This window comes from Bradyrhizobium sp. YR681, from assembly GCF_000282615.1.
GTDB lineage: Bacteria > Pseudomonadota > Alphaproteobacteria > Rhizobiales > Xanthobacteraceae > Bradyrhizobium.
In genome coordinates, this window is record NZ_AKIY01000135.1 from 1 (window position 1) to 4,433 (window position 4,433).

Annotated in this window: 5 protein-coding genes; 4 read left to right on the top strand and 1 reads right to left on the bottom strand. The window is 64.5% G+C overall.

What is annotated here, in order from left to right; all coding sequences use genetic code 11:
* A partial coding sequence (locus PMI42_RS12170) for an alpha/beta hydrolase fold domain-containing protein (protein WP_008134206.1) occupies positions 1-495 on the bottom strand: 495 nt, incomplete at its 3' end.
* A gap of 128 nt (positions 496-623) precedes the next feature.
* Between PMI42_RS12170 and PMI42_RS12175 the strand changes: the two genes are divergently transcribed.
* The 4 genes from PMI42_RS12175 to PMI42_RS12185 all read left to right on the top strand — a co-directional run.
* Positions 624-1,301, top strand: a complete 678-nt coding sequence (locus tag PMI42_RS12175; RefSeq protein WP_008134208.1) for a nitroreductase — start codon at positions 624-626, stop codon at positions 1,299-1,301.
* Between the two features lie 258 nt (positions 1,302-1,559).
* On the top strand, positions 1,560-3,575 hold the full coding sequence (locus PMI42_RS40645; protein ID WP_008134210.1) for an FIST N-terminal domain-containing protein: 2,016 nt from the start codon (positions 1,560-1,562) through the stop codon (positions 3,573-3,575).
* A gap of 122 nt (positions 3,576-3,697) precedes the next feature.
* A complete protein-coding gene (locus tag PMI42_RS37900) occupies positions 3,698-3,901 on the top strand; it encodes a hypothetical protein (protein WP_008134212.1) in 204 nt (67 codons plus the stop codon).
* A 58-nt stretch (positions 3,902-3,959) separates the two neighbouring features.
* A partial coding sequence (locus tag PMI42_RS12185) for an NADPH-dependent FMN reductase (protein ID WP_008134214.1) occupies positions 3,960-4,433 on the top strand: 474 nt, incomplete at its 3' end.

Below are 4,433 nucleotides of genomic sequence, written 5' to 3' on the forward strand. Positions count from 1 at the left end.
GGCGGCCGCCGCGAGATTGCCGCCGGCACTGTCGCCGGCAACGCCAAGGCGCCTTGCGTCGCCGCCAAATTCCGCGACGCGGCCAAGCACGTCGCCCACCGCGGCAAACGCATCCTCGAACGCGCCGGGAAAGCGCGTCTCCGGCGGACGCCGATAGTCGACGGAGACGACGACCGCCCCGGTCTCGATCGCGAGATTGCGCGCCTGCCGGTCGTGGGTTTCGAGATCGCCCGCGACCCAGCCGCCGCCATGGAAGAACACCACGGTCGGCGCGGGACCGGCGCCGACGCGGTAGGCGCGCGCATCGAGCGGGCCGGCGCCGCCTTTCACCTTGATATCCTGCACGGTGTCGACCGGCGGGGGAGGCACGGCGGCGCGTGCCGCAGCCAGTGCGCGCAAGGAATCGCGCGCGCTCTGTGGCGTCATCGTCGCGGGATCGCGCAGCGGCAGCAGCGGAATGATCTGGGCGATGACGGGATCGAGCGGTGCGGGCATTTGCTGAAGTCCTCGCTGGGTTCTTGGTCTTGCTTGCGGGTTAGCATAGATTTGGGCAGCCGCGTCGGCAACCGCTTGCGCGTTCCAATTGCAACGCCGCGGAATGAACGGGCAGGGAGGTCAAACAGGTGGAATTCGAAGAGCTGGTCCAGTCGCGCCGCAGCGTGCGCGGCTTCAAGCAGCAGCAGGTACCGCGCGCCGTGGTCGAGGCGATCATCGACAGCGCCAAACGCGCGCCGTCGTCGATGAACACGCAGCCCTGGCATGTTCATGTGCTCACCGGCGCGCCGCTTGAAGAGCTGCGCCGCCGCAACATGGAGGAGATGGTCGGCGGCGCCAAGGTCAAGCGCGACATCATCAGCCATGGCGAATACCAGGGCGTGCACCGGTCCCGCCAGGTCGACATCGCCAAGAAGCTGTTCAGTGCGATGGGGATTGCGCGCGACGATAAGCCGATGCGGCAGGACTGGGTGTTGCGCGGCTTCCGCCAGTTCGACGCGCCGGTCTCGCTGGTGCTGACTTATGACCGCGTGCTCGATCCCGGCGCGGTCTGCCATTTCGATCTCGGCGCGCTCTGCTACGGCATCGTGCTGGCCGCGTGGGACCGCGGCCTCGGCTCGGTCATCAACGGGCAGGGCATCATGCGCTCCGACATCGTGCGCGAGGTCGCGAAGATCCCGGAGGATGAGGTCATCATGACCTGCGTGGCGCTGGGCTATCCCGACGACAATTTCGCCGCGAACGCGGTGCGCTCGGATCGCGAGCACAACGCGGAGTTCGTGCGCTATGTCGGCTTTGCCGAGTAGTGCACGCAAGCATGCATGTGTCGGCGATGCGGGATCATCGCCGGCTTCCGTTGCAACGTTGCCGCGCGGATTTGATCCAGATCAAATGCATTGACGCGATCGGTATCATGAGCCCGCGAAACGATGCGGCGCCGTAGTCTTACGGTGCGCATTCGCCGCGCACGCGCGGTCGCGCGGCGCGTTTCCTAACCGAATGGCAATTTCGAATCCGTAATTCGATCCTTTGAGACGCGCCGCGCGTCGAACAAGGATATGGCCATGCTCTCGTTCTTTTCCCAGGCAAGTCATAAGCAGCCCGCTCCGTCGCTCGTTGCGCAGGGGCATGAAGAAGCTCCGGCGCTTCGTGAAGCCGGCGCGATCCGGGTGCTGGAGAGCGACGACCGGCTGCAAAGTATTTCCGAGGGTGATTTCGTCGTCGCCGGCGCGCGCTCGCCGCTCGCTCTCGCGTTCGTTTCGCCGCACTGCGATTTCGCGCGCGTGGCATCGTCGTTGCAGAGGCTTGCGGGGTCGACGCCGGTGATCGCGATGTCGACTGCGGGCGAACTGTGCTCGGCGGGCCAGTCGCTCTACAAGCCTGCGGGATCGAGCTGGTCGTCCGTCATCGTGCAGGTCTTCCCGGCCGATCTGTTTCAGTCCATCAGCATCCACAGCGTCCGCCTGCACAACGACGACATCCGCAAGGGCGAGCCGTCCAAGCCGCATGACTCTCGCATCGAGGCGATCACGCGCGAGGTCGCCGCGATCCGCACGCCCTTCGCGATCGACGTGCGCGATACGATCGCCTTCGCGCTGGTGGACGGCGTGTCGGCATCGGAGAGCTATTTCATGGAGGCCGTGTACCGGAGCGGCAAGTTTCCCTGCGCCTTCGTCGGCGGGTCCGCCGGCGGCAAGCTCGATTTCAAGCACACCCATCTCTACGACGGCAAGCAGGTGCTCGAGAACCACGCCTTGATCGCCTTCATGAAGCTGGCGCCGGGCCGGGCCTACAGCATCTTCAAGACGCAGAACTTCAAGAAGACCGGCAAATCCTTCGTGGTGATGGGGGCCGATCCGGATCGGCGCACCGCCTCGGGCGTCATGGAGGGAAGCGAGATCAAGCCGTTCGCCTCTGCCGTGGCGAAGGCACTGAACACGACGCCGGCGAACCTGATGTCGATGATGACCAAGCACTCCTTCGGCATCGAGGTCGGCGGCGACCTGTTCGTCCGCTCGGTCGCGGGCATCGATGCCGAGAGCGGCGTCGTGTCGTTCTTCTGCGACGTCAATTCGGGCGACCGGCTCGAATTGCTGGAAGCCACCGATTTCGTCGACCAGACGCGGCGCGACCTCGACGCCTTCCTGCGCGGCAAGCCACCGGCGATCGGCGCGATCCTCAACGATTGCATCCTGCGCCGCCTCAACAACGAGAGCCAGCTCCGCAACATGAGCGGCATGTGGCCGATGCCGGTCGCGGGATTTTCCACCTTCGGCGAGCTGTTCGGGATCAACATCAACCAGACGCTGACCGCGATCGTGTTCTTCGACGTCAGGGAAACGCCGCTGAACGATCCCTTCATCGAGATGTTCCCGATCCATTACGCGCATTTCGTCGAATATTTCACGCGCACCCATCTCAAGCGCATGGTGCTGCTGAATCAAATCAAGGACGGCATCGTTCATCGTCTGACGGAATATCTGAGCGCCAGCGCCACGCTGAGCGGAAAGGTCGAGGGCGCGCTGCAACAGACGGCCTCGATCAACACGATCGTGGAGGAGATCCGCTCGGTCATCATGGCGAGCGCGCAATCGGCGGCGAAAGCGACCGACACGACCGCCCTGTCGCATGAGTTCGCGGGCCTCACCGAGGCCATGAACGGGCTGCGGGAGATCCTGAAGATCATCGATACGATCGCAGGCCAGACCAACCTGCTGGCGCTCAACGCGACCATCGAATCGGCGCGGGCGGGCGAAGCGGGCCGGGGGTTCTCCGTGGTCGCGACCGAGGTGAAGAAGCTCGCGAACGACACCAAAAGCAGCCTCACGCGTACCCATGCCTCGATCGGAGGCATGGAAACGTCGCTCGAGTCGCTCGGAGCCAACATCAACGACACCCGGGGCCAGCTGATCCAGACCCAGGAGGGCTACAACAGCATCGTGACGCAGATCGAGGAGATGTTCAAGAATCTTCAGATGATCAACACCGTGTTGTCGGACCTCGAAAGCTTCGTGCGCGACCGCAACGGGGCGTTGACAAGCGCCATGAGCGACATCGAGACGCTCAAGCGGATCGGATAGGGCGGAGTCCGGCCGCTCGCAAATTTTCGGTGACGACCTCCGTGTTGGGGCTTGCAATCTCGTCACGCTGGCAGGAACAATGTGCCTCGTGAGAGGTTTGTTGCTGGCGCGAGGGAATTGACATGCGGCGGCTGGCTAGCCTGGTTCGACGGTTCTTCGGTCCGCGCGTGCGGCGCCCGATCAATGATGATCCAAGTCTTCCTTTTTCTCCTGAGGAGTTCGGCCGGCTGATCCGCAGCGGCAGTCGCGAGGACATGAAGCGCCTTGCCGAGGGACTGGCCTGCCGGTCCATTGCGCGCCCGGCCAAATACCGCGCCACCCACTGAGCGCCCGCGACAAAGGAAGCCGTTGCTCGGCTCCGTTTCATGCTAGGCTGCGGCCATCATGAGCAACCGCATCCTCGTCCTCTACGGTTCCTACCGTTCCGACCGCATGGGCATCCGCCTTGCGAATTTCGTCATCGATCGCCTGCGTTCGCGCGGCGATGACGTCGAATTCATCGACGCCAAGGCCATCGGCCTGCCGATGCTCGACCGCATGTACAAGGAATATCCCAAGGGCACCGCGCCCGAGGCGCTGGAGAAGCTGGCCGGCCAGATCCGCGGCGCCGACGGATTCGTCTTCGTCACCGGCGAATACAATTGGGGCATCCAGCCCGGCCTGAAGAACCTCACCGACCACTTCCTCGAAGAATGGTTCTGGCGTCCGGCCGCGATCGTGAGCTATTCCGCCGGCCGCCTGTCCGGCGCACGCGCCTCGACCGCCTGGCACGGGACGCTGTCGGAGATGGGTATGGTGGTGGTGTCGAGCACCATCGGCGTCGGTCCGATCGCGCAGACGCTGTCGGCGGACGCCGAG